The following is a 22,768-nucleotide window of genomic DNA, read 5'->3' as shown; positions in this document are numbered from 1 at the left end:
CGTTTGTCCTGAAAAGGCGTTATGCGTATAAATCCAGCGCGGATTGCAGCGGGCTCACGCCAAAGCGCTTGCCGAGGGCGATGAGCGCTTCCCGGGGAATGGTCTGCTTCATGCCGCCCATGGCGTACACCTTCACCAGCACTTCCGCTGATTTCTCGGCGGTGTCGATCAGGCCAAAGGTTTCATCCAGCGTTGGACCGCTGCCGAACACGCCGTGGAACGGCCATAACACCAGAGAATGTTTTTGCATATCAACGGCGGTTGCCTGGCCGATTTCGTCGGTACCCGGTACCATCCACGGCAGAATGCCCACGCCATCCGGGAATACCACCAGACACTCGGTACTGCCTTCCCAGAGCTTGCGGGTGATGACATCGGCGCTGTTTTCCAGCACGTAGGTCAGGGCGATCAGGTTGGTGGCGTGGCAGTGCATGATCACGCGGTCCTTGCCATTGGTCGCCTTGATGCGCTCGCAGTGGGAGAGGAAGTGCGCCGGCAGTTCGGAGGTGGGCACCGCTTCATCCGTCAGCCCCCACAGAATGTGGTAACCCGCGCCGTCGCTGTCCACTTTCACCACGCCGAGGTTGGCCTCCGGGTCGAGCTGGACGTTACGGAAAAACTTGCCGGAACCGGTGACAATAAACGGCGTGTTGGCGAGCAGCGGCATCGGCTGGCTCAGCGCGATATAGCGCGGCTTCGCGTGGAAATCGGCCGCGAAAGGTTCGATATCCGCGTCGTCCAGGCGCAGCGTCAGGTTGCCGCCGTTGCGCTCGTCCCAGCCTTTCAGCCAGGCGTCGGAGGTGGCTTTGATCATGCCCTGGATGAACCAGGAGTGGGTGATAGTCTGCATACTGTGGTTCCTTTGAAAATGCCGGGTGGCGCTACGCTTACCCGGCCTACTCTTACCTGTAGACCCGGCAGGCAACGTGCTGCCGGGCGATGTTTTTACTGACGAGCGGCGAGAACGTCTTTCTCATATGCCCGCACGTTGTTCAGCCACTGGCTGCCCGCCGGGGCATCGTTACGCTGGCAGTACATCTCCCACACTGCCTGCCACGGCAGGGATTTCTGCTCTTCCAGCAGCGCCAGACGTGCGGTGTAGTCACCGTTAGCCTCCAGCTGTTTCAGCGTGGCGACAGGCTCCAGCAACGCGCGCAGCAGGGCTTTCTTCATATTGCGGGTGCCGATAACCCACGCCGCGATGCGGTTGATGGAGGCATCGAAGAAGTCGAGGCCGATGTGTACGCGGTCAAAGAGATCGTGGCGGATGATTTCGCTGGCAATCGCCTGGGTTTCGTCATCCAGCAGCACCACGTGGTCGCTGTCCCAGCGCACCGGACGGCTGACGTGCAGCAGCAGACGCGGCACGTAGAGCATGGCGGCGGAGATTTTGTCGGAGATCACCTCGGTCGGGTGGAAGTGGCCAGCATCCAGACACAGCGCGGTCTGTCGGCTGGTGGCGTAACCCATATAGAACTCGTTTGAGCCAACGGTATAGCTCTCGGCGCCTATGCCGAACAGCTTGCTCTCGACGGCGTCGATGTGGTGCGCCGGGTCCAGCTTCTCGCTGAGAGCCTCATCCAGCGCGGCCAGCAGGCGCTGGCGCGGAGCCAGACGATCGACGGTGATATCCTTCATGCCGTCCGGGATCCAGATGTTCATCACCGACGGTGTGCCGAGCTGCTCGCCGAAATACGCCGAAACGCGGCGGCTGGCCTTCACGTGATCGATCCAGAACTGGCGGATGTCGTTGTCCGCGTGGGCGAGAGTAAAACCGTCCGCACTCAGCGGATGTGAGAAGCAGGACGGGTTAAAGTCCAGGCCCAGCCTGTTGGTTTTGGCCCACTCTACCCAGTTCTTAAAGTGTTCCGGTTTGATTTCGTTGCGCGCCACCGGCTCATCGGATTCGAGATAGATTGCATGCAGATTCAGGCGCTTTGGCCCCGGGATCAGGCTCAGCGCCAGTTCAAGGTCGGCACGCAGTTCGGTCGCGTTGCGCGCTTTGCCTGGATAGTTACCCGTGGCCTGAATACCCCCCGTCAGGGAACCGCCTGGGTTCTCGAAGCCAGCGACGTCATCGCCCTGCCAGCAGTGCATGGAGACGGGCAGACGGTCGAGCTGGCGCAGCGCCTCTTCGACATCCACGCCGACGGCGGCGAAACGCTGTTTAGCCAGATCCCAGGCTTGTTCTAATTGAGTTGTCATGCACAAAGCTCCTTAGTCAGTCGGTTTTGCTGAAACTGCGCGCGAAAGCGAGCAATTTCATGGCAGGGATTGGGTGTGAAGGTGGTCAGACTGGCGTTCGCCGTCACCACCGAACGGAAGTCGTCAACGTTGGAAAGTTCGTCCAGAGTCATCAGCTGAATGCCGATATTGCCGAGCGTGGAGGCCTCCACGGGACCTGCCACCACGGTGACGTCGCAGGCATCGGCGCAGAGCTGGTTCAGCAGTTGGTTCTGGCAGCCGCCGCCCACGATATGCAGCTGGCTGAAGGGTTTTCCGCGAAGGCTCGCCAGCTCGCTGAGGATGTCGGCATACAGCAGGGCGAGGCTGTCAAAAATGCAGCGCGCCAGTTCGGGAGGGCTGGACGGCACCGGCTGCCCGACCTCGACGCAGGCGGCCTGAATTTCGGCGCTCATGTGCGCCGGATTGATAAAGCGCTCATCGTTCGGGTTGATCAGGAACGTGCAGGCCTTCAGCTTCTCGGTTTCGGCGATAAGCGCAGGCAGGTCGGTAATGTTCTGCTCTTTCAGTACCCGCTGGAGCAGCCACAGCCCCATGATGTTTTTCAGTACGCGATAGCGGCCTTCGGCACCCCCTTCGTTGGTAATGTTTGCGGCCATGGCAGCATCGCTGGCGTACGGGGTTTTGCTCTCAAAGCCCATCAGCGACCAGGTACCGGAAGAGAGGTAAGCCGCGTCTTTGCTCGCAAGTGGGGAAGCAATCACCGCGCTGGCGGTATCGTGGCTGGCGACGGCAACGACAGGAATTGCGTTCCCCTGTGGGCAAATCCAGTGACCGATCACATTACCCGGGTGGGTTGGTGTTCCGAACCAGGAAGGCGACGCTCCCGTCCAGGCCAGCAGATGTTCATCCCAGTTATCCGAGTTGATGTTGACCAACTGCGTGGTGGTGGCGTTGGTATATTCCCAGTTCATGTTGCCGGTCAGGCGATAGCTCAGGTAGTCCGGGATCAGCAGCGCATGGGCCACGTCCGCGACCAGCTCTGGCTGTTGCTCGACCAAAGCGCGCAGCTGATAAAGCGTGTTAAACGGCAGAAACTGAATGCCGCTGCGTCTGTAGATGTTGTCCTTGCCAAGCTGGGCGATAGCGTGCGCCATCAGGCCGTCGGTGCGGCTGTCGCGATAAGAAACCGGCAAGCCGACGCGTTCGCCATGGCTATCAAGCAGAACGTAGTCCACACCCCAGGTATCAATGCCGATGCTGTCGATGCGAATGCCATCGTTGCAGACGTTGTTCAGTCCGATACGGATCTCCGCCTCCAGGGCATCGATATCCCAGGCCACAAAACCGTCCTGTTTTTGCAGGCAGTTGGCGAAACGGTGCATTTCGCGAAGCGCAAGCGTGTGCTGCTCACGGTCCCAGCTCGCGAGCATTACGCGCCCGCTGGATGCGCCTAAATCGACAGCCACACAATGGCGAAAAGTCATAGTCGGGTCCTTTCTTAAGTCATTAGCGGTGAGTGTAAAAAAGGGAAGAAAAAGTCACCTTCTCACCACTGACAGGCCAAATCTCGCGCTGGCAAGAAAGCAAAGGTGAATGTGAGGGAGTTCACAGTTTCCAGTGGTGGCGGGATTTTCAGGCAGTGTGACGCTGACCGCATTTCCCGATCTTTCCCCCTGTTTCTTGAAAAATGGACAGCATTTGCGAGATTTACTGCCAAAAATTGAAGGTGAGTGCGGAAGGCCTTAATTACTATTTTGAGAACATTTTTCATTGGTGGAGGCCGTTATGACCGTACTGCACAGCGTGGATTTTTTTCCTTCAGGAGGGGCGCCTGTCGCGATTGAGCCACGGCTTCCACAGGCCGCGTTCCCGGAGCATCACCATGATTTTCATGAAATTGTGATTGTTGAGCGCGGGACAGGTATTCATGTCTTCAATGGCCAGCCTTATACCATCAGCGGCGGTACGGTGTGCTTCGTGCGCGACCACGATCGGCACCTGTATGAGCATACCGACAACCTGTATCTGACGAATGTGCTCTACCGTTCCCCGGATGCGTTCCAGTTTCTTTCGCGCCTGAATCAGCTGTTGCCCCAGGAGCAAGACGGACACTATCCGTCGCACTGGCGCGTGAATCAGTCCACCCTGCAGCAGGTGCGTCAGCTGGTGGAGCAAATGGAGAAGAGCGAGGACGGGCGGGAGACGCACGCCATTGCCACGCGCGAACTGCTGTTTATGCAGCTTCTGGTGCTGCTGCGCCGCAGCAGCCTGGTGGAAGGGCTGGAAGATAACAACGCGCGCCTCAACCATCTGATGGCCTGGCTGGAAGATCATTTCGCTGAGGATGTCTGCTGGGAAACGCTTGCGGATGATTTTTCACTGTCGCTGCGCACCCTGCATCGCCAGCTTAAACAGCATACCGGTATGACGCCGCAGCGATATCTCAACCGTCTGCGCCTGATCAAAGCGCGTCATCTTTTACGTCATACCGACGAAAGCGTCACGGATATCGCCTATTGCTGCGGTTTTGGTGACAGCAATCACTTTTCAACGCTGTTTCGCCGGGAATTTAACTGGTCGCCGCGTGATATTCGTCAGGGGAAAGACGCGATGCTTCAGTAACGCGAAGGCAGTCACCGTTTTATTTCCGCAAAAAAGCTAATAGTGTCAGGTTATTCGGTGTAGAGGTCGTGGTGTGGCTGCTCAGTTAATCCTTCGCAAAGATGATTTTTATGCCTCCGCGAGCCAGGCCGTGACGGTGGCCGACCGCTACCCGCAAGATGTCTTTGCCGAACATACCCACGAGTTTTGCGAGCTGGTGCTGGTATGGCGCGGTAACGGCCTGCACATCCTCAACGACCGTCCCTACCGCATCACGCGCGGAGATCTGTTCTACATTCGCGCGGAGGATAAACACTCCTACGCCTCGGTTAATGACCTGGTATTGCAGAACGTTATTTACTGTCCGGACAGGCTCAGGCTTAACGTAGACTGGGCCGCAAGCATTCCGGGTTTTCTTGATGCTAAGGGTTCTCCGCACTGGCGCTTAAGCAGTAACGGCATGGCTCAGGTACGGCAGGTTATTTCTCAACTGGAGCAGGAGAGCCAGAAGAACGACCCCGTTTCTAACCAGCTAGCGGAGTTGCTTTTCGCCCAACTGGTGGTGACGTTAAAGCGCCATCGTTACGCCACTGATAACCCCTCTGCCACGACGCAGGAAGCGCTGCTGGATAAGCTCATCACCACGCTTGCGGGTAGCCTGAATAAAAACTTTATACTGGAGAAATTCTGCGAGCAGGAGCAGTGCAGCGAGCGCGCGTTGCGCCAGCAGTTCCGCACCCTGACCGGGATGACGGTCAACCACTATCTGCGCCAGCTGCGCATCTGCCATGCACAATATCTCCTGCAGCATACGGAGTGGATGGTCAGTGATGTGGCGATGTGCTGCGGCTTTGAAGACAGTAACTACTTTTCAGTGGTGTTCAATCGTGAGGTGGGGATGACGCCGGTACAGTGGCGTCATCGCAGTCGAAAGGGGTCGTGATCAGTTTGCCATGCCGAGGCCGACGATATTGGCAGCGATAATGATCACCACGCAGCCGAGGCTCAGTACGCCAACCGGACGATGTCCGGCGTTCTTCCACTCTTTCAGCACCAGACCGACCAGCCCGCCACACAGTACGTAGAAACTCATGTGCAGCATCCAGCTGACGTAGTCGTATTGCACCGGAATGCTGGCATGGCCCCAGGCGTAGAAGAAAAACTGTAAATACCACATCAGCCCGCCGAGCGCGGAGAGTAACACGTTGGTGATGATAAGCGATGTTGCCAGCGAGAAGTCGGTTTTTACCGACAGGTTTTTTACTTTTGCGAGACGAATGAAGCAGAAGCCCAGGTTAACCATCGCGCCGCCACCCATAATCACGACATAGCTTGGCAGCGCAACGTACAGCGGGTCGACGCCCAGCGCGGCGGCGGCTTCATGCATAGGCCTGGCAGCATTCATCGCGAACGACATACCGGCCGAGAAGATGCCGCACATCACCGCCAGCAGCAGACCTTTCTTCAGGTTAAAATCTTCGGCTTTAATGCCCATCTTGCGCTCTTTCAGTTGCCCCGCGCGAGTCACAATTCCTACGCCAACGACCGCCACCAGCACGCCCAGGAGCGTCATCCGCCCACCCTGAGTATTAATAAGCACCTCGACGTTGCCGTTGAGAACTGGCGTCATCAGGGTTCCGACGATCAGCGTAATGCCAATCGCGATACCAATGCCCATCGACATGCCGAGATAGCGCATGGTGAGGCCATAGTTGATGTTACCGACGCCCCACATCGCGCCGAACAGGAACACCGGCAGCAGGGTGGAGGCGCTGAAGGAGGAGAAGTAGCCCCAAAAATCGGGCAGCAGCATGGCGCTAATGGTCCAGGGCAAAATCAGCCAGGACACGACCCCGCCAACGGACCACATGGTTTCCCATGACCAGCCTCTCACCTTTTTAAACGGAGCATAGAAACAGGCTGCACTGGCAGCGCCTATCAAATGCCAGAAGATACCCATCGTAATCGCATGATTCATTTTTACACCCTCATCGTTTTTATCGTCAGTGGCTTCTCTTCGACTTGAGGAGTGTAAAAATTAGGCAGTCCGGGAACCTTCAGAAGGTTGCCGCACAGGTGTTCTGGATGGCAATCAGCACGTTAACCGCGTGAGCAGACTCACATTTCCGCTATTAATCGAAAACTGAATAACCTTATAAAAACTACGGCATTGATAATCATTTTCAATATCATTTAATTAACTATAATGAACCAACTGCTTACGCGGCATTAACAGCTGTGCCGCCCGACAATAATGGAGAGGATTATGAGTTATACACTGCCATCCCTGCCGTATGCCTACGACGCACTGGAACCGCATTTCGACAAGCAGACGATGGAAATCCATCACACTAAACACCACCAGACCTACGTGAACAACGCGAACGCCGCGCTGGAAAGCCTGCCAGAGTTCGCTAACCTGCCTGTTGAAGAGCTGATCACCAAGCTGGACCAGCTGCCAGCGGACAAGAAAACCGTGCTGCGTAACAACGCGGGCGGCCACGCAAACCACAGCCTGTTCTGGAAAGGCCTGAAAACTGGTACCACCCTGCAGGGCGACCTGAAAGCGGCTATCGAGCGCGACTTCGGTTCTGTTGACAACTTCAAAGCGGAATTCGAAAAAGCCGCTGCAACCCGCTTCGGCTCCGGCTGGGCGTGGCTGGTTCTGAAAGGTGACAAACTGGCGGTGGTTTCTACCGCGAACCAGGACTCCCCGCTGATGGGTGAAGCGATCTCTGGCGCATCCGGCTTCCCAATCCTGGGTCTGGACGTGTGGGAACACGCTTACTACCTGAAATTCCAGAACCGTCGCCCGGACTACATCAAAGCGTTCTGGGACGTGGTGAACTGGGACGAAGCAGCAGCGCGTTTCGCCGCTAAAAAATAAGGTTGCATTGACGCCTGTGAGAAGCGAGTCTGATGGCTCGCTTTTTTTGTATCTGCGTAATGGAGGCAGCGATGCATTACCCGGTGAATGTATTTACAGGCAAGGTAAGGGAGTACGACGGCAGCCGCCCGAGCGCCATCGCCAAAATTCAGGTCGACGGTGAGCTGACGTTAACCGACCTTGGGCTTGCGGGCGACGAGCAGGCCGAAAAGAAGATCCACGGTGGGCCCGAGCGCGCGCTGTGCCACTACCCGCGCGAGCACTATCAGCACTGGAAAACCGAGTTCCCCGAGCAGGCGGACCTCTTCGTCGCCCCCGCGTTTGGCGAGAATCTCTCCACCGAAGGGCTCACCGAAAAGAACGTGTTTATAGGTGATATCTACCGCTGGGGCGATGCCCTGATTCAGGTGACGCAGCCGCGCTCGCCGTGCTTCAAGCTCAACTTCCATTTCGGTATTCATGACATGTCGGCTCAGATGCAAAGCGCGGGTAAAACCGGCTGGCTGTACCGTGTGGTGCTGGCTGGGCAGGTGTCAGCGGATGCGCCGCTTGAGCTGGCATCACGCCTGAGTGAAGTGTCTGTTTACGACGCCTGCGCCATTGCCTGGCATATGCCGTTTGATGACGAGCAGTATCATCGCCTGCTGTCGGCGGCGGGGCTATCGACCAGCTGGACAAGAACGATGCAGAAGCGGCGTTTAAGCAGCAAGATCGAGGATAATTCGCGGAGGTTGTGGGGTAAATAGTCCTCCGTAAAGCGTAGGCCGGGTAAGGCGAAGCCGCCACCCGGCACTAACAGCTACGAACGCTTATACAACGGTAGCCACAGCGTTAACCGCAGCCCACCCAGCGGGCTGTCGTCGGCTTTCACCCAGCCGCGGTGCTGCTGCATGGCGGTTTCCACAATCGCCAGACCGAGTCCCGTACCGCCCGATTCCCGGTCGCGCGCTTCGTCGGTACGGTAGAACGGACGGAAAATCTGCTCGCGGTCTTCCGGGCTGACGCCAGGACCGTCGTCGTCGACAATGACGGTGATCCCGTCTTTATCCACCGAGAACGCCACCTCAATCTTCGTGTGCGAGTAGCGCAGGGCGTTACGCACGATATTCTCCAGCGCGCTTTCCAGCGTGTTGGGGTTACCGTACAGCGGCCATGGACCCGGCGGGAAGTTGACGGTGAAGGATTTGCCCATCTGCTCCGCTTCGAACGCCGCGTTATCCAGCACTTCATGCCACAGATGATTGGCTTTCACCGTTTCGCTCACCAGCGCGTTTTTCTGCTGATTGCGCGACATGACCAGCAGATCGTTGATCATGCTGTCCAGACGATGCGCTTCGGTTTCGATACGCTCCAGCTCTTTGCTCTCCCCGCTGCGGCGGCGAAGCAGCGCGGTGCCAAGCTGTAAGCGCGTAAGCGGGGTGCGCAGTTCGTGCGAGATATCCGACAGCAGACGCTGTTGTGCCGTCATCATGCGATCGAGAGCGCTCACCATCTGGTTAAAACTGGTCCCGGCGGCAAGGAACTCCTGCGGTCCGGCTTCCAGTTCAGGGTGTTGTCGCAGGTTACCCTGGGCCACTTCGTCAGCCGCATTTTTCAGCTTACGGGCCGGTTTTGCCAGGCTCCACGCCAGCCATAACAGCAGCGGCGAGCTGACCAGCATAGTAACAATCAGCAGCAGGAGAGGGCGGTCAAACAGCAGGTTGATGAAGTCGGACTGGGAGCTGCTCGCGGGGCGAATCAGGTAGAGCTGATAGTTATCCTCGCCATCTCTGACGGAGAACGGCCCCACCATTTCTACGCGGCCATATTTTTTCTTCTGGGGGTGATCGGCGTTATCTGCCTGGCCAATGAAGTTGCGGATGATCTGCATTTCATTGCGATCGGCGCCAATCACGCGGCCTTCGCTGGTCACCAGCAGCAGGCGTTGTCCGGGCGGCGCCCACTTGTCGATAGCGCGAAACAGCCTGCGCCACCACATTAAATCGTTTGGCGGATCGTTTGCCAGCTCGGCTTCCACGTGCTGCTCGATCATCACGCCCTGACGTTGCTCGCTGTCGAGAAGCTCCGTCATCTGGCGTGAGTCGAGTTTTGGCAACATCAGTACGAGCATTAAAACCAGTGCCAGCGTCAGCCAGAAGATGGCGAAGATGCGGGCGGTTAAGCTTCCTATCATGAAGCGGAAACCATCAGATAACCGCGACCACGCAGGGTTTTAAACCATGGGTGACCGTCTTTACGCTCCGGCAGCTTACGACGCAGGTTAGAGATGTGCATGTCGATGGCGCGGTCAAACGGGGTCAGACGTTTGCCCAGCACTTCCTGACTTAAATGTTCACGCGAAACCACCTGGCCGAGGTGCTGCGCCAGCAGATACAGCAGGGTGAACTCCGTGCCGGTCAGTTCCAGCGTCTGGCCATCAAAGCTCGCTTCCTGACGGCCCGGGTTCAGGCTCAGGGAGTCGACTTCAAGGGTAGGTGAGCTGTTGTCGGTATTCTGCTGCTGCTCGCTCCAGTGGGAACGACGCAGGATCGCGCGAATACGGGCGACCAGTTCGCGGTCGTTAAACGGCTTCGGTAAATAGTCATCCGCGCCCAGCTCAAGGCCGAGTACGCGATCGAGTTCGCTGCCGCGAGCGGTCAGCATGATAACGGGAGTCTGGTGTGTCTGGCGAAGCTCTTTCAACGTATCAATACCGTTTTTCTTCGGCATCATCACGTCGAGCAAAAGTAAATCGATGCTGTCGTCAAGGAGACTCAGCGCCTGCTCGCCATCATGGGCAACCAGGACGTTGAAACCTTCCATGTCGAGCAACTCCTTTAAAAGGGATGTGAGCTCTCGGTCATCATCAACTAACAGGATTTTATTCATTGTTTAAATACCTCCGAGGCAGAAATTACGACATCAAGGCTGTCTAATCCATGACTTTACGTTGTTTTACACCCCCTGACGCATGTTTGCAGCCTGAATCGTAGACTGTCTCTCGTTGAATCGCGACACGAAAGATTTTGGGAGCAAGTGATGCGCAAAGTTACCGCTGCCGTCATGGCCTCAACGCTGGCGTTCAGTGCGTTTAGCCAGGCTGCTGTAGCTATCATCAGCGATAACGGTTCCTCACAAGAGGACACAACGCAGCACAGTAGCCAAAGCCATATGTTTGACGGCATAAGTTTAACCGAACATCAGCGTCAACAGATGCGAGATCTGATGCAGAGGGCGAGACACGACCAGCCCCCTGTTAATGTTAGCGAAATGGAGACAATGCATCGCCTTGTCACCGCAGAAAATTTTGACGAAAGCGCTGTGCGCGCTCAGGCCGAAAAAATGGCACAGGAACAGGTTGCTCGCCAGGTTGAAATGGCGAAGGTCCGCAACCAGATGTTCCACCTGCTAACGCCCGAGCAGCAAGCGGTTTTGAACACCAGACATCAGCAGCGTATGGATCAGCTGCGTGAGGTTGCACGGATGCAGCGAAGCTCAGAAACGACGTTTTTCAGTAGCAATAGCAGTACCCGTAGTAACCAGTAAACCCTGTTTTCCTTGCCATAGACACCATCCCTGTCTTCCCCCACATGATGTGGGGGTTTTTTTTGCCTGTTGATTCTTCAGATCATGAGAAAATGGTATTGAGCGTTCCTCGTTGCTATTACAGGGAGTTTTCATGTCCCTGTATTATTTTATGAGTGCCTTTTTGATTTTTAATTTTATGTTATTAATGGTTTTAATAAAATTATAGGTCCTTGATTTTTTCATTTCATCAATCCATTTTTCAGCATCGGTTTTTTGTTTAAATAATTCTTTGTTTTGCAGTTGAAGGGCGTTGAATGTATCCTGCAATTCATTGTTGGCGCTACTAAAGGTATTGATATTATCCTTCAGTTCAATATTCAACTTACATAATTCGGCGTGTTTATCCTGTAGCTCTACATACTTTATGTGGGTGTCTCTACTGAGATTATCCAGTTGACTGAACTCGGATTGTAATGTACTGAAAGATTTGTTTATATTGGATATGGTATTAGAAAAGTTAATAAGGAAATTATCACTTCCTTTTTCTCTCGTTTTAGTTGATACGAGTAATTCAATAATAGTGTCAAAGTGCTGATGCAGAGATGCTATTTTATCATCTAAAATAACTGGCGACATGTTTTTGTGACATTGTACTGTACGCTCGTATAGGGAATTCGAATCAGTTACGTAATAATCCTGAAGATCTAACATCTTGAAGAGATCTTTAGTTTTCCCGTTCAGCATATAATCAAAGGCCACAACTTTTTTCCCATGACAGGCTGCGGTAATTGCGCCATGGAAACTCACACCAATATAAGCGTGGCAACCTGCCAGCATGCTCATAATTTCGTACATATTGAGTTCTTTTTCATAAAGAGTATATCGGGAATCTGCGTTTTGATTTATCTCTCTAAGAATGCTTTCATCATCATGGGTATATGCCAGTGGTAACAGGATGATTTCAAAGCCTAAGTTGTAAAAATAGTCTAATGACTTTACAACATCTGGGATTGCACTTTTGGGTAGGAATCTATTTGCGTGATAAACAATGTATTCTTTATCGCTGTTTCTTAAATTATTTAACGATTTTTCAATAAGTTCATGAGGAATACATTCTGTCATCATAAATGCAGAATCAGGAAATACGTTAATTAATGTATCCTCTATGCCACTATCTGTCAGGATTTTTTTAGTATAGTTGTCCCGGACTGATATATAGTCAATTGGGTCGCATAAGGCCTGAGTAAGTTTCTGATAAAATGGTGAGAAATCATGGTAGCCGCCAAGTAGATTCCAGATTAGTTTTATGTTGTGTTTGTATGCAACTATCGAAGGAATAACCCATGTTTCAAACACCGGGTAGTCTACGAACTCGTCCGAGTCTCTTTTTATTTTTTGTTGCCCGCTTGCATAGTGGAATATTCCACCACCACCAACGATAATTGCATCGAAATTATGTTTTAGATGCAATGATTCCATCTCATTTAATGGGTAGACAATCTCATTTAATGATAGGCTTTGTGTTCCCCCCACCGGTGAGAAAAGATAAAGCTTGATATTCAGACCTTTCATTTTCATGATTTTATCGAAAATAATCGGAAATAAATGATCTCCATAGTTTGCGATATCATAAACGCCAGTAAACGCAATTTTTAGTGGTTCATTAGACATATATATTCTCTTAAGATAAATTTTTCCAGTACAACATGTATAGCATCAAGTGTACTATATCGCTGAAATTAAACAATATTAACTTATCCTATAAATCTAATAAAGAACAATGAGTTAGATGGTGTGGTGGTTTTTCAGAGTAGTGGTAGGTTTTTATTGTTTGACACAATGCAATAGCATCTGTTGAGCGATTGGATACGGAAACAACTTATCCATTCAGTATTTTCTAAGTCGCAGTGACAGTGTCGTCGATGGTGCATATCAACGTAACAATCAAACCGGATGTGTAGTCTGGATGTAACGGGTTGGTGAAATAAAATTCTTTTAATACAAGTGGTTATTGTTTTTCTTTCTTCTCTGTTCCTGCCTTCTCCCACATAAGGGGGGGCTCTGCACCATATTCTGATTTGTTAACCGTTTATTCACCCTTCGACTCCCCATGCTTCCGTTATACTAGCGGCATGACATGACAGGAGCGTTTATGAATCAATCCTATGGAAGACTGGTAAACCGGGCCGCCATGGCCGCGACGATCATGGCGTCGTGTTTGCTGGTCATTAAGGTTTTTGCGTGGTGGTATACCGGTTCGGTCAGTATTCTGGCGGCGCTGGTGGACTCGCTGGTCGATATTGCCGCCTCGCTGACCAACCTGCTGGTGGTGCGTTACTCGCTGCAGCCAGCGGATGAAGAGCACACGTTTGGGCACGGCAAAGCGGAGTCGCTGGCCGCGCTGGCGCAGAGCATGTTTATATCCGGTTCTGCGCTGTTCCTGTTTCTCACCGGCATTCAGCATCTCGTCTCGCCGACACCGATGAACGATCCCGGCGTCGGCGTCGTTGTGACGATTGTCGCGCTTATATGCACACTTGTTCTGGTAACGTTCCAGCGCTGGGTCGTTCGCAAAACGCAAAGTCAGGCCGTACGGGCGGATATGCTTCATTATCAATCTGATGTTATGATGAATGGGGCTATTCTTATTGCGCTCGGTCTGGCCTGGTATGGCTGGCATCGGGCCGATGCGTTGTTTGCGTTAGGGATTGGTATCTATATTTTATATAGCGCCCTGCGGATGGGGTATGAAGCGGTGCAATCACTGCTTGACCGCGCCCTCCCGGACTCAGAACGCAATGAAATTTTTTCTATCGTGACCGCCTGGCCCGGCGTCAGCGGTGCGCACGATCTTCGAACGCGGCAGTCAGGGCCGACCCGCTTTATTCAGATTCATATTGAAATGGAAGACAACCTGCCACTGGTTCAGGCTCACGTGATTGCTGAGCAGGTTGAGCAGGCGATTTTGCAGCGTTTTCCTGGTTCAGACGTCATCATTCACCAGGATCCCTGCTCGGTTGTACCCGGACATGTTGGGCTTTCGTAATTCGTTGTAAAAAAGTGAGCCAGGCCAGCATTTTGTGTATAAATTACCGCCATTTGGTCTGACCTGAATCAATTCAGCTGGAAGGGATTGATATACTATTTGCAGTATTCGTTGGTCGATAAGTTTCTTCCGGCAACAGATTTCAATTTTGCATTCCTAAGTTCAGAGGTAGTCATGATTAAGAAAATCGGTGTGTTGACAAGCGGCGGTGATGCGCCGGGCATGAACGCGGCAATTCGTGGGGTTGTTCGCGCGGCGCTGACGGAAGGTCTGGAAGTTTTTGGTATCTATGATGGTTACCTGGGTCTGTATGAAGACCGTATGGTTCAGCTCGACCGTTACAGCGTGTCTGACATGATCAACCGTGGCGGTACCTTCCTTGGGTCTGCACGCTTCCCGGAATTCCGTGATGAACACGTTCGTGAAGTGGCTATCGAGAACATGAAAAAACGTGGCCTGGACGCCCTGGTGGTTATCGGTGGTGACGGCTCGTACATGGGTGCAAAACGTCTGACTGAAATGGGCTTCCCGTGCATCGGTCTGCCAGGCACTATCGACAACGATATCAAAGGCACCGACTACACCATCGGTTACTTCACCGCGCTGGGAACCGTTGTTGAAGCGATTGACCGCCTGCGTGACACCTCTTCTTCTCACCAGCGTATCTCAATCGTTGAAGTGATGGGGCGTTACTGCGGTGACCTGACCCTGGCTGCGGCGATTGCGGGTGGCTGTGAGTTTGTCGTGGTTCCGGAAGTGGAATTCAGCCGTGAAGATCTGGTGGCTGAAATCAAAGCTGGCATCGCGAAAGGCAAGAAACATGCGATCGTGGCTATCACCGAGCACATCTGTGACGTAGACGAGCTGGCGAAGTACATCGAAACCGAAACCAAACGTGAAACCCGTGCCACCGTACTGGGGCACATCCAGCGTGGCGGTTCCCCTGGCCCGTACGACCGTATTCTGGCGTCCCGTATGGGCGCGTACGCGATCGAACTGCTGCTGCAGGGCCACGGCGGCCGCTGCGTCGGTATTCAGAACGAAAAACTGGTTCACCATGACATCATCGACGCGATTGAAAACATGAAGCGTCCGTTCAAAGGTGACTGGCTGGACTGCGCGAAAAAACTGTACTGATTGGCTCTGTTGCCCGGTGGCGCTGCGCTTACCGGGCCTACAAAAGCACGACTCGTAGGCCGGGTAAGGCGTAGCCGCCACCCAGCTTTTTTATGCGTGCACGCTTTTTTATTCCACTACGTTATAGCCAATCTTTTTTTATTCTTTAATCCTCGATTCGCTTTCTGGCACGCTGCATTCATCAAAACACTACACAAGAGAGCTGGGCGATGAATAAATGGGGCGTGGGTTTAACATTATTGCTGGCATCGACCAGCGTTCTGGCTAAGGACATCCAGTTACTGAACGTGTCATACGACCCGACGCGTGAACTGTACGAGCAATACAACAAAGCGTTTGCGGCACACTGGAAACAGGAAACCGGCGACAATGTCGTGGTTCGCCAGTCTCACGGCGGTTCTGGCAAGCAGGCGACCTCCGTCATCAACGGTATCGAAGCTGACGTGGTGACCCTGGCGCTGGCCTACGATGTTGACGCGATCGCCGAGCGTGGCCGTATCGACAAAAACTGGATCAAACGCCTGCCGGATAACTCCGCGCCATACACCTCGACCATCGTTTTCCTGGTCCGTAAAGGCAACCCGAAACAGATCCATGACTGGAATGACCTGATTAAGCCAGGCGTGTCCGTCATCACCCCTAACCCGAAAAGCTCTGGCGGCGCTCGCTGGAACTACCTGGGCGCGTGGGGCTACGCGCTGCACCACAACAACGGCGACCAGGCCAAAGCGCAGGAATTCGTGAAAGCGCTGTATAAAAACGTTGAGGTGCTGGACTCCGGCGCGCGTGGCGCCACCAATACCTTCGTCGAGCGAGGGATTGGCGACGTGCTGATCGCATGGGAAAACGAAGCCCTGCTGGCCACTAACGAGCTGGGTAAAGACAAGTTCGAGATCGTGACCCCAAGCGAATCGATTCTGGCTGAGCCGACCGTCTCTGTTGTCGATAAAGTGGTTGAGAAGAAAGACACCAAAGCGGTGGCAGAAGCCTACCTGAAGTATCTCTACTCGCCAGAAGGCCAGGAAATTGCGGCGAAAAACTTCTATCGTCCACGCGATCCGGCGGTGGCGAAGAAATACGAAAGCGTCTTCCCTAAACTGAAACTCTTCACCATTGATGACGAGTTCGGCGGCTGGACGAAAGCGCAGAAAGAGCACTTCTCTAACGGCGGTACGTTCGATCAGATCAGCCAGCGCTAACCATTAGCCAATGACACGGTAACCCGGCGTGAGAAATCCGCCGGGTTTTTTATTTGGTCATCATTTTGCGTTACTCTTTTGCCTCTATTGAAAACAGGGAACGCGTTGTGAAAAAAATTATCTTATTGATCCTCATTGTCATCGCCCTTGCCGCTGGCGGCGTGTACTGGATGAAAGCGGGTAATCCGAATGCGTTGCGACATATCGTTCTCGACCAGTGCGTGCCGAATCAGATCCAGAATCGTAACCCGGCACCGTGTGCGCAGGTGAAAACGGATGCAGGCTATGTAGTCTTTAAAGACCGCAACGGGCCGCTGCAATATCTGCTGATGCCGACATATCGCATCAACGGCACCGAGAGCCCGCTATTGACCGAAGCGCACACGCCGAACTTTTTCTGGCTGGCCTGGCAGTCGCGCAGCTTTATGACCCTGAAGCGCGGATCCGAGGTGCCCGACAGCGCCATTTCGCTGACGATTAACTCGCCGACAGGGCGTACGCAGAACCATTTTCACATTCATATCTCCTGTCTGCGCCCGGACGTGCGCGAGAAACTCAACGCCGCGCAGGGAGAAATCAGCACTCAGTGGCTGCCGCTTCCCGGCGGGCTGGAAGGGCATGAGTATCTTGCTCGTCGGGTGACGGAGAATGAACTGGTGCAGCGCAGCCCGTTCATAATGCTGGCTGAAGAGCTGCCGGAAGCGCGCGACCATATGGGGCGCTTTGCCCTGGCGATGGCGCAGCAGTCCGATGGTTCGTTTGTGTTGCTGGCAACCGAACGTAACCTGCTGATGCTTAACCGCGCGTCAGCTGAGGAACTGCAGGATCATCAATGCGCTATTCTGAATTGACCCCACCATAAATAGCGTTTACTCGCCCTGCCTGTCGCCGTAGACTTGCTGAAAAATTCTACAGGAGACAGGTATGTCGCTCTGGTCAACGTATCCTCTGCTGCTGCCTTCACTGATCGTTGGCGTCACTATCGTGCTATGGGCGACGTCGCTGTTGCCGGAATTCATCACCGCACTGCTGTTCTTTACGGCGGCAATGACCGCGAAGATTGCCCCGCCGGAGGTGATTTTCGGCGGTTTTGCTTCGTCGGCCTTCTGGCTGGTCTTCAGCGGATTCGTGCTCGGCGTGGCGATCCGTAAAACCGGTCTGGCAGACCGGGCCGCCCGGGCGCTGTCGGCAAAGCTCACCGACTCTTGGGTATTAATGGTAGCGAGCGTGGTGCTGCTGAGCTATGCGCTGGCGTTTGTGATGCCGTCGAATATGGGACGTATTGCGCTGCTGATGCCGATTGTCGCCGCAATGGCGAAACGCGCCGGTATCGCCGACGGCTCCCGCGCCTGGTTTGGTCTGGCGCTGGCGGTAGGGTTCGGGACGTTCCAGCTTTCGGCGACGATTCTGCCCGCTAACGTGCCTAACCTGGTGATGAGCGGTGCGGCGGAAGGCTCGTACGGCATCCATCTGAACTATGTCCCGTATCTGCTGCTGCACACGCCGGTGCTGGGCATTCTCAAAGGCCTGATTCTGATTGGCCTGATCTGCTGGCTTTTTCCCGGCAGCCCAAAATCGCCGAAGGAACAGGCGCCGTCTGAGCCTATGGGGCGGGACGAAAAGCGTCTTGCCTGGCTGCTGGCGGTGGTGCTGGGGATGTGGGTGACGGAGAGCTGGCACGGCGTGGGGCCCGCCTGGACCGGGCTGGCGGCGTCAATCATCGTTATGCTGCCGCGCGTTGGCTTTATCTCCGGGGAAGAATTTTCAGCGGGGGTGAATATGCGTACCTGCATTTACGTCGCGGGCATTCTTGGGCTGGCGATCGTCGTGACGCAAACCGGTATCGGAACGGCGGTGGGCGAGGCGTTGCTCCGCATTATGCCGCTGGATGCAGACCGGCCGTTCACCAGTTTCCTGGCGTTGACCGGGATCACCACCGCACTCAACTTCATTATGACCGCCAACGGCGTTCCTGCGCTGTATACCACCCTGGCGCAAAGCTTCTCGGATGCGACCGGCTTCCCGCTGCTGTCGGTGATCATGATTCAGGTGCTCGGCTATTCCACGCCGCTGCTGCCGTATCAGGCGTCGCCGATCGTGGTGGCGATGGGGTTAGGAAAGGTGCCTGCCAGGGCGGGGATGGTGCTCTGTCTGGCGCTGGCGATAGCGACCTATCTGGTGCTGCTGCCGCTGGATTACTTGTGGTTTAGCCTGCTGGGACGGCTGTAAAAAAGCCCGGTGGCGCTGACGCTTACCGGGCCTACAGAACCGTAGGGCGGGTTAGCGAAGCGCCACCCGCCACAAAGGCAATTACGCCTGTTTAGCCGCTTCTGCCGCTTTAACGATCACCGCGAAAGCGTCCGCTTTCAGGGATGCACCGCCAACCAGCGCGCCATCGATGTCTGGCTGGGTGAACAGCTCAGCAGCGTTAGACGCATTAACGGAACCGCCGTACTGGATGATCACTTGCTCAGCGACGTTGGCGTCAGCTTTCGCAATGTGGTCACGGATGAATTTGTGAACCGCCTGAGCCTGCGCAGGGGTTGCTGATTTGCCGGTACCGATCGCCCAGACTGGCTCGTAAGCGATTACCGCGCCTTCGAACGCTGCCGCGCCCTGGGTTTTCAGCACTGCGTCGATCTGACGTGCGCACACTTCTTCGGTTTTGCCCGCTTCGTTTTCTGCTTCAGTTTCACCGATGCACAGAACCGGGATCAGACCCTGCTCTTTCAGCACGGCGAATTTCTTCGCGATGAACTCGTCGGATTCTTTGTGATAGGTGCGACGCTCGGAGTGGCCGATGATGATGTATTTCGCGCCGATATCTTTCAGCATTTCAGCGGAAGTTTCACCGGTGAACGCGCCAGACAGGTTAACGTCAACGTTCTGCGCGCCCAGAATGATGTGGCTGCCGTCAGCGGCACGTTTAGCCAGATCCAGGTACATATCCGGCGGAGCGATAGCAACCGCGCAGCCGGTCACGCCAGCCAGCTCTTTACGCAGGTTCGCAACCAGTTCGTTTACCATGTGGCGGCTGCCGTTCAGTTTCCAGTTACCCATCACTAAAGGATGTCGCATTTCAATTCTCCACGCTCAATAAGCGAATTAAGGAATATGGCCACCCTGTCGGGCAGCATGGTCTGTGAATCAGTATAGAGATTTTCCCTCGAAAGGCTTTGCTTTTTGTCATTAATTCGCCCCGCCAAGGGTGTCTGATAGTGCCAGCTTAATCGGTTCAACAGCGAAGGTCAGTCCTTTTTCGCCGTTGTCCGCCACAACATAGCGGATCGCGCCTTCGGTATCGGCGTAGTAACGCTTGTTTTTACCGGCGGTGAGGAGTTTTTGCAGCTTTTGCTGGCTTTGCTTTTTCGTCAGCGCAGGGGTAAACGCCTGCAAGACCGCGCTCATGTACTCCAGGGCTTTTGCCTTCGCGGCTTTCTGCTCTGGCCCCTGTATTGGCAGCCAGGTGATTTGCATGCTTTTGATTTTTAACGTCCCGCGTTCCAGCGCCGTGGAAGCATACAAATTCTCGTTAATCTTGCTTGCCGCACGGGTCAGGGTAGGCGTGTCGCGGGGGCCATCAATGGCACGAAACTCATCCAGCGGCAGCGTGGGGTTGGCCTGATTGAAGGCTTCACGAAACTGGCTGATGGACTGATCGAACGACGGTGCGCCCGCCAGCAGATACGGTGCGGTGGTCGGGGCTGTGGTTTCGGCGGCGTGCAGGGTAAAGCCCGCGCTGAGCAGCGCTAAACACAGGAAAAGAGAATGTGTCGAACTTTTCATCAACATTACCCCTGGCCGTAAGTGCTCATGATTAAAACGATATCTGGTCGGCTTGTCAAAAGGTCACAACTCCAGGGTAAAATGCGCGCGATATGATAATAAGGAACCTTACATGACCATACAGCAGTGGCTGTTTTCATTCAAAGGGCGTATTGGACGCCGTGATTTCTGGATCTGGATGGTGACGTGGGTTGTCGCCATGCTGCTTCTGTTTTTCGTTGCCTATAACGCATGGCTAAGCACGCAAACGGCGGCCTTCGCGCTGGTCTGCCTGCTCTGGCCAACGGCGGCTGTCGTCGTGAAACGCCTGCACGATCGCGGACGATCTGGCGCGTGGGCATTTCTGATTATTCTGGCGTGGATGCTGGTGGCGGGAAACTGGGCGATGCTGCCGTCCATCCTGCCGTGGGTTGTGGGCAGGCTGCTGCCGTCGGTCATCTTCGTGATGATGATTGTCGATCTGGGCGCGTTTATTGGCACCCAGAGTGAAAACAAATACGGTAAAGATACCGTTGAGGTGAAATACCGCTGATCACCAGTAGTGTTCGGCGGTCATATGGCCTGGCCGGCGGCGAAGATGTTTCGTCATCTGCCGGGTATCCTTCAGAAGCTGCTGCGTGTCCCGTACCATCTGCGGGTTGCCACACAGCATGACGTGGCTGGTTTCAGCGTTCAGCGGCAAACCCACCGCCTCTTCCAGGGCACCACTCTCAATAAGCGCCGGCACGCGGCCGGTCAGCATTCCTGCTACGGTTTCACGGCTGACCACCGTCTGGATCTTTAACTTTCCGCCGTACTGCTGCTCCAGCGCCTGCATCTGCGGCAGGTAGCTCAGATCTGCAGCGTAGCGCGCGGCGTGCACCAGCACGATGTTTTTAAAGCGCTCGAGGTCTTTGCCGTACTGCAAAATAGAGAGATAAGGACCGATGGCCGTGCCGGTTGCCAGCATCCAGAGCGTGTCACAATCCGGGATCTCTTCGAGCACAAAGAAGCCTGCTGCTTCACTCACGATCTGCACTTCGTCGCCGGGCTTAAGGGCGGCAAGGCGCGGGCTGAGTTTACCGCCAGGAACGGTGACCAGATAGAACTCGAGATCCGGGTTATCAGGCGCGTTAACGTAAGAGTAGGCGCGCTGCACGCGCTCGCTGTCGACATCCAGCCCCAGCTTCGCAAATTGCCCGGCTTTAAACGGGTGTACGGGAGCATGCACGGTGAGACTAAATAGCGCATCGGTCCAGAACTGTACCTTTGTGACTTTACCTGTTACCCAGTCCGCCATGATCTTCTCCTGTGCTGTTTCTCTGTTCTATCTTCCGTACTTAACGGGGAGATTTCCAGCCCATTTGGGCCGGAAAGCTCTATCGATCAAACGGTTTTACAGAATGTGCGTCTGTACGTCCGGGTCTTTGCGGTCGAGATAGTGGATAGACTGGATGCGGCGAATGGTGCGCGATTTGCCGCGGATCAGCAGCGTTTCAGTGGTCGCCATATTGCCCTTGCGGGTGATGCCGTCCAGTAGATCGCCTTTGGTGATACCGGTCGCCGAGAAGACCACGTTATCGCTACGGGCCATATCATGTAGCGCCAGCACTTTGTTGGCCTCGATACCCATCGCTTCGCAGCGTGCCAGCTCGTTTTCCCCGATACGGCGGTTCTCTTCGCTGTCGCCTTTCACCTCGTGGCGGGGCAGCAGACGAGCCTGCATATCGCCGTCCAGCGCGCGGATCACTGCCGCAGAGACTACGCCTTCCGGCGCGCCGCCGATGCCGTACAGTACGTCTACTTCGCTGTCCGGCATGCAGGTCAGGATCGAGGCGGCAACATCACCGTCAGGGATAGCAAACACGCGCACGCCGAGCTTTTGCATCTGCGCGATGGTGGCGTCGTGGCGCGGTTTTGCCAGAATGGTGACGGTGAGTTCGCTCAGCGGTTTGTTCAGCGCGCTGGCGACGTTACGCAGGTTCTCTTCCAGCGGCAGGCTGAGGTCGATTGCGCCTTTTGCGCCAGGACCGACAATCAGCTTTTCCATGTACATATCCGGCGCGTTAAGGAAGCAGCCCTTATCGCCTACGGCCAGCACCGCGAGGGCGTTGGCCTGACCCATTGCCGTCATGCGCGTACCTTCGATCGGGTCGACGGCGATATCCACAGCATCACCTTTGCCGGTACCGACTTTTTCACCGATATAGAGCATTGGCGCTTCGTCGATCTCGCCTTCGCCGATCACGATAGTGCCGTCGATATTGACCTGGTTAAGCACAATGCGCATGGCATGGACGGCTGCGCCGTCGGCGGTATTTTTGTCACCACGACCCAGCCATTTATAGCCTGCAAGGGCGGCCGCTTCGGTGACGCGGGAAAACTCGATAGCAAGTTCACGTTTCATGAGGTACTCGTGCAATCAAAAGAATTGCACGA

At 54.7% G+C, this 22,768-nt stretch carries 22 protein-coding genes; 11 read left to right on the top strand and 11 right to left on the bottom strand.

What is annotated here, in order from left to right:
* Positions 1–19: 19 nt before the first annotated feature.
* From rhaD to rhaB, 3 genes are all read right to left on the bottom strand, one after another.
* Positions 20–850 carry a rhamnulose-1-phosphate aldolase gene (rhaD, locus tag ABFV38_RS21680; RefSeq protein WP_348958045.1) on the bottom strand — a complete coding sequence of 277 codons (831 nt, stop codon included), beginning with the start codon at positions 848–850 and terminating at the stop codon, positions 20–22.
* Between the two features lie 95 nt (positions 851–945).
* The gene (gene rhaA, locus ABFV38_RS21675; RefSeq protein ID WP_045909105.1) at positions 946–2,205 is read right to left on the bottom strand and encodes an L-rhamnose isomerase; all 1,260 of its coding nucleotides are present in this window, start codon (positions 2,203–2,205) and stop codon (positions 946–948) included.
* Positions 2,202–3,671, bottom strand: a complete 1,470-nt coding sequence (gene rhaB, locus ABFV38_RS21670) for a rhamnulokinase (protein WP_196353165.1) — start codon at positions 3,669–3,671, stop codon at positions 2,202–2,204. Before rhaB ends, rhaA begins: the two co-directional genes overlap by 4 nt.
* Positions 3,672–3,972: 301 nt before the next feature.
* Between rhaB and rhaS the strand changes: the two genes are divergently transcribed.
* Positions 3,973–4,809 carry an HTH-type transcriptional activator RhaS gene (gene rhaS, locus ABFV38_RS21665; RefSeq protein ID WP_048028386.1) on the top strand — a complete coding sequence of 279 codons (837 nt, stop codon included), beginning with the start codon at positions 3,973–3,975 and terminating at the stop codon, positions 4,807–4,809.
* A 73-nt stretch (positions 4,810–4,882) separates the two neighbouring features.
* Positions 4,883–5,731 (top strand): HTH-type transcriptional activator RhaR, encoded by an 849-nt coding sequence (rhaR, locus tag ABFV38_RS21660; protein WP_045909109.1) that lies wholly within the window; start codon positions 4,883–4,885, stop codon positions 5,729–5,731.
* Here rhaR and rhaT read toward each other — a convergent pair whose 3' ends face one another.
* Complete coding sequence (gene rhaT, locus ABFV38_RS21655) at positions 5,732–6,766, bottom strand: L-rhamnose/proton symporter RhaT (protein WP_069719784.1); 1,035 nt, start codon at positions 6,764–6,766, stop codon at positions 5,732–5,734. It lies immediately after the preceding gene.
* 288 nt (positions 6,767–7,054) lie between these two features.
* Between rhaT and sodA the strand changes: the two genes are divergently transcribed.
* Both sodA and yiiM read left to right on the top strand, forming a co-directional pair.
* Positions 7,055–7,675, top strand: a complete 621-nt coding sequence (gene sodA / locus ABFV38_RS21650; RefSeq protein ID WP_003861999.1) for a superoxide dismutase [Mn] — start codon at positions 7,055–7,057, stop codon at positions 7,673–7,675.
* A 71-nt stretch (positions 7,676–7,746) separates the two neighbouring features.
* On the top strand, positions 7,747–8,421 hold the full coding sequence (yiiM, locus tag ABFV38_RS21645) for a 6-hydroxyaminopurine reductase (RefSeq protein WP_045909111.1): 675 nt from the start codon (positions 7,747–7,749) through the stop codon (positions 8,419–8,421).
* A gap of 53 nt (positions 8,422–8,474) precedes the next feature.
* On the opposite strand, the gene cpxA is transcribed toward yiiM, so the two are convergent.
* A complete protein-coding gene (cpxA, locus tag ABFV38_RS21640; protein ID WP_014885717.1) occupies positions 8,475–9,848 on the bottom strand; it encodes an envelope stress sensor histidine kinase CpxA in 1,374 nt (457 codons plus the stop codon).
* The gene (cpxR, locus tag ABFV38_RS21635) at positions 9,845–10,543 is read right to left on the bottom strand and encodes an envelope stress response regulator transcription factor CpxR (protein ID WP_006179159.1); all 699 of its coding nucleotides are present in this window, start codon (positions 10,541–10,543) and stop codon (positions 9,845–9,847) included. The genes cpxA and cpxR overlap by 4 nt, the downstream gene beginning before the upstream one ends.
* 150 nt (positions 10,544–10,693) lie before the next feature.
* Here cpxR and cpxP point away from each other — a divergent pair, with 150 nt between their 5' ends.
* Complete coding sequence (gene cpxP, locus ABFV38_RS21630; RefSeq protein WP_045909112.1) at positions 10,694–11,200, top strand: cell-envelope stress modulator CpxP; 507 nt, start codon at positions 10,694–10,696, stop codon at positions 11,198–11,200.
* A gap of 144 nt (positions 11,201–11,344) precedes the next feature.
* On the opposite strand, the gene ABFV38_RS21625 is transcribed toward cpxP, so the two are convergent.
* Positions 11,345–12,853 carry a polysaccharide pyruvyl transferase family protein gene (locus ABFV38_RS21625; protein WP_348958041.1) on the bottom strand — a complete coding sequence of 503 codons (1,509 nt, stop codon included), beginning with the start codon at positions 12,851–12,853 and terminating at the stop codon, positions 11,345–11,347.
* A gap of 481 nt (positions 12,854–13,334) precedes the next feature.
* Here ABFV38_RS21625 and fieF point away from each other — a divergent pair, with 481 nt between their 5' ends.
* The 5 genes from fieF (at position 13,335) to ABFV38_RS21600 (ending at position 18,793) form a co-directional block, all read left to right on the top strand.
* Positions 13,335–14,228, top strand: coding sequence for a CDF family cation-efflux transporter FieF (gene fieF / locus ABFV38_RS21620; protein ID WP_045909114.1), 894 nt, complete (start codon positions 13,335–13,337; stop codon positions 14,226–14,228).
* A 174-nt stretch (positions 14,229–14,402) separates the two neighbouring features.
* Positions 14,403–15,365, top strand: coding sequence for a 6-phosphofructokinase (gene pfkA / locus ABFV38_RS21615; RefSeq protein ID WP_008501816.1), 963 nt, complete (start codon positions 14,403–14,405; stop codon positions 15,363–15,365).
* A 209-nt stretch (positions 15,366–15,574) separates the two neighbouring features.
* The gene (locus ABFV38_RS21610; RefSeq protein WP_024909198.1) at positions 15,575–16,564 is read left to right on the top strand and encodes a sulfate ABC transporter substrate-binding protein; all 990 of its coding nucleotides are present in this window, start codon (positions 15,575–15,577) and stop codon (positions 16,562–16,564) included.
* Between the two features lie 107 nt (positions 16,565–16,671).
* Positions 16,672–17,415, top strand: coding sequence for a CDP-diacylglycerol diphosphatase (locus ABFV38_RS21605; protein ID WP_048226875.1), 744 nt, complete (start codon positions 16,672–16,674; stop codon positions 17,413–17,415).
* Between the two features lie 73 nt (positions 17,416–17,488).
* The gene (locus tag ABFV38_RS21600) at positions 17,489–18,793 is read left to right on the top strand and encodes an SLC13 family permease (RefSeq protein ID WP_348958037.1); all 1,305 of its coding nucleotides are present in this window, start codon (positions 17,489–17,491) and stop codon (positions 18,791–18,793) included.
* A gap of 81 nt (positions 18,794–18,874) precedes the next feature.
* On the opposite strand, the gene tpiA is transcribed toward ABFV38_RS21600, so the two are convergent.
* Together tpiA and ABFV38_RS21590 are read right to left on the bottom strand one after the other, a co-directional pair.
* On the bottom strand, positions 18,875–19,642 hold the full coding sequence (gene tpiA / locus ABFV38_RS21595; RefSeq protein ID WP_111967932.1) for a triose-phosphate isomerase: 768 nt from the start codon (positions 19,640–19,642) through the stop codon (positions 18,875–18,877).
* A gap of 111 nt (positions 19,643–19,753) precedes the next feature.
* Positions 19,754–20,350, bottom strand: coding sequence for a DUF1454 family protein (locus ABFV38_RS21590; protein WP_045909117.1), 597 nt, complete (start codon positions 20,348–20,350; stop codon positions 19,754–19,756).
* Positions 20,351–20,462: 112 nt separating this feature from the next.
* Here ABFV38_RS21590 and ABFV38_RS21585 point away from each other — a divergent pair, with 112 nt between their 5' ends.
* Positions 20,463–20,882 carry a DUF805 domain-containing protein gene (locus ABFV38_RS21585; RefSeq protein ID WP_023293600.1) on the top strand — a complete coding sequence of 140 codons (420 nt, stop codon included), beginning with the start codon at positions 20,463–20,465 and terminating at the stop codon, positions 20,880–20,882.
* Here the strand turns inward: ABFV38_RS21585 and fpr are convergent, their stop codons facing one another.
* Positions 20,883–21,629, bottom strand: a complete 747-nt coding sequence (gene fpr / locus ABFV38_RS21580) for a ferredoxin--NADP(+) reductase (RefSeq protein WP_348958035.1) — start codon at positions 21,627–21,629, stop codon at positions 20,883–20,885.
* 96 nt (positions 21,630–21,725) lie between these two features.
* Entirely contained in the window at positions 21,726–22,736 is a 1,011-nt protein-coding gene (gene glpX, locus ABFV38_RS21575; protein WP_111967934.1) for a class II fructose-bisphosphatase, read from the bottom strand.
* Between the last annotated feature and the right edge of the window lie 32 nt (positions 22,737–22,768).

The sequence above is a fragment of the Enterobacter cloacae complex sp. Mu1197 genome (assembly GCF_040059225.1).
Classification (GTDB): domain Bacteria; phylum Pseudomonadota; class Gammaproteobacteria; order Enterobacterales; family Enterobacteriaceae; genus Enterobacter; species Enterobacter quasiroggenkampii.
This window is presented reverse-complemented; position numbering and strand designations above follow the sequence as displayed.

Excerpts from the sequence above, each read along its gene's own strand:
- yiiM (WP_045909111.1), top strand. The coding sequence starts at position 7,747 with ATGCATTACCCGGTGAATGTATTTACAGGCAAGGTAAGGGAGTACGAC.
- ABFV38_RS21610 (WP_024909198.1), top strand. The coding sequence starts at position 15,575 with ATGAATAAATGGGGCGTGGGTTTAACATTATTGCTGGCATCGACCAGC.
- rhaS (WP_048028386.1), top strand. The coding sequence starts at position 3,973 with ATGACCGTACTGCACAGCGTGGATTTTTTTCCTTCAGGAGGGGCGCCT.
- rhaB (WP_196353165.1), bottom strand. The coding sequence starts at position 3,671 with ATGACTTTTCGCCATTGTGTGGCTGTCGATTTAGGCGCATCCAGCGGG.
- rhaA (WP_045909105.1), bottom strand. The coding sequence starts at position 2,205 with ATGACAACTCAATTAGAACAAGCCTGGGATCTGGCTAAACAGCGTTTC.
- cpxR (WP_006179159.1), bottom strand. The coding sequence starts at position 10,543 with ATGAATAAAATCCTGTTAGTTGATGATGACCGAGAGCTCACATCCCTT.
- pfkA (WP_008501816.1), top strand. The coding sequence starts at position 14,403 with ATGATTAAGAAAATCGGTGTGTTGACAAGCGGCGGTGATGCGCCGGGC.
- ABFV38_RS21585 (WP_023293600.1), top strand. The coding sequence starts at position 20,463 with ATGACCATACAGCAGTGGCTGTTTTCATTCAAAGGGCGTATTGGACGC.
- rhaT (WP_069719784.1), bottom strand. The coding sequence starts at position 6,766 with ATGAATCATGCGATTACGATGGGTATCTTCTGGCATTTGATAGGCGCT.
- fpr (WP_348958035.1), bottom strand. The coding sequence starts at position 21,629 with ATGGCGGACTGGGTAACAGGTAAAGTCACAAAGGTACAGTTCTGGACC.
- ABFV38_RS21600 (WP_348958037.1), top strand. The coding sequence starts at position 17,489 with ATGTCGCTCTGGTCAACGTATCCTCTGCTGCTGCCTTCACTGATCGTT.
- glpX (WP_111967934.1), bottom strand. The coding sequence starts at position 22,736 with ATGAAACGTGAACTTGCTATCGAGTTTTCCCGCGTCACCGAAGCGGCC.
- cpxA (WP_014885717.1), bottom strand. The coding sequence starts at position 9,848 with ATGATAGGAAGCTTAACCGCCCGCATCTTCGCCATCTTCTGGCTGACG.
- fieF (WP_045909114.1), top strand. The coding sequence starts at position 13,335 with ATGAATCAATCCTATGGAAGACTGGTAAACCGGGCCGCCATGGCCGCG.
- ABFV38_RS21590 (WP_045909117.1), bottom strand. The coding sequence starts at position 20,350 with ATGAAAAGTTCGACACATTCTCTTTTCCTGTGTTTAGCGCTGCTCAGC.
- rhaD (WP_348958045.1), bottom strand. The coding sequence starts at position 850 with ATGCAGACTATCACCCACTCCTGGTTCATCCAGGGCATGATCAAAGCC.
- ABFV38_RS21625 (WP_348958041.1), bottom strand. The coding sequence starts at position 12,853 with ATGTCTAATGAACCACTAAAAATTGCGTTTACTGGCGTTTATGATATC.
- sodA (WP_003861999.1), top strand. The coding sequence starts at position 7,055 with ATGAGTTATACACTGCCATCCCTGCCGTATGCCTACGACGCACTGGAA.
- tpiA (WP_111967932.1), bottom strand. The coding sequence starts at position 19,642 with ATGCGACATCCTTTAGTGATGGGTAACTGGAAACTGAACGGCAGCCGC.
- cpxP (WP_045909112.1), top strand. The coding sequence starts at position 10,694 with ATGCGCAAAGTTACCGCTGCCGTCATGGCCTCAACGCTGGCGTTCAGT.